A 767-nucleotide genomic window follows, 5' to 3' on the forward strand; every position below is an offset into this window, starting at 1 on the left:
AGAATTATCAGTTAAAAACTGAGCTAAATGAGACATTAAAGCTTTATGTAAAAGCCCAAAGCTTAAAAGACTACGCCCTTAAAAATGGAAATAAAGAAAATGATTTTTATACTAAGAATTTAAATGTATTTGGAGAGTTGATATTAGCTAGTACAAGTGATTTAAACGAAACTACTTTGCCTCAAAGTCCAAGTGGCTTTATAAAGCTAAAAGTTGGCGATAAAGTGGTAAAAGTGCCGTATTATAAGGAGTAGTTATGAGTATATTTGAGATAATGCAGCGTTTGGTAGCCTTACTTAATGATATAGATGTAAAAAGCATTAAAATAGGACTTGAAAGAAGTATAAATATAGATGATTTTCCGCTTATTAGGGTGGTGCCAAATGATAATGAACTTGACACATTTGATGGGTGGGCTGAGGATATTTATTTTAGCATTTATTTGGGTGATAGTGTTGATGAGAATTTAGAACTTTGTCTTAAAAAACTTTATGAGTTAGAAGCAAGTATTAAGTTTAGACTGCATAATTATCAATTTAGTGATGGTGGGCTAATTAGGTTTATAAAGACTTCTAAGAGTGATGAGTTTAGGCATTATACTTTATTAAGAAGTGATTTTAAGGTAGAGAGTATGAGGCTGTTTTAGGGGGATTAACCCCCTGTAAAACCTATGCAAGTGGCATTTTACCACTATTTAAAACTTATGCTAAAAAAATTACATTTTAAAAGGAAAGTTATGAAAAACTTTAAACTAAAATGTAAAACTT

2 protein-coding genes are annotated in these 767 nt (G+C 30.2%); both read left to right on the forward strand.

Annotated elements, in window-relative coordinates; all coding sequences use genetic code 11:
• Positions 1-254, forward strand: a 254-nt coding sequence (locus O6B72_RS09365) for a hypothetical protein (RefSeq protein ID WP_269492997.1), incomplete at its 5' end; no start/stop codon positions are given.
• Between the two features lie 2 nt (positions 255-256).
• The gene (locus tag O6B72_RS09370) at positions 257-646 is read left to right on the forward strand and encodes a hypothetical protein (protein ID WP_114675053.1); all 390 of its coding nucleotides are present in this window, start codon (positions 257-259) and stop codon (positions 644-646) included.
• Positions 647-767 lie beyond the last annotated feature (121 nt).

This window comes from Campylobacter ureolyticus (genome assembly GCF_027277485.1).
Lineage (GTDB): Bacteria > Campylobacterota > Campylobacteria > Campylobacterales > Campylobacteraceae > Campylobacter_B > Campylobacter_B ureolyticus_B.

Bases quoted from the DNA above. Each gene is read 5' to 3' on its own strand.
- O6B72_RS09370 (WP_114675053.1), top strand. From the start codon at position 257: ATGAGTATATTTGAGATAATGCAGCGTTTGGTAGCCTTACTTAATGAT.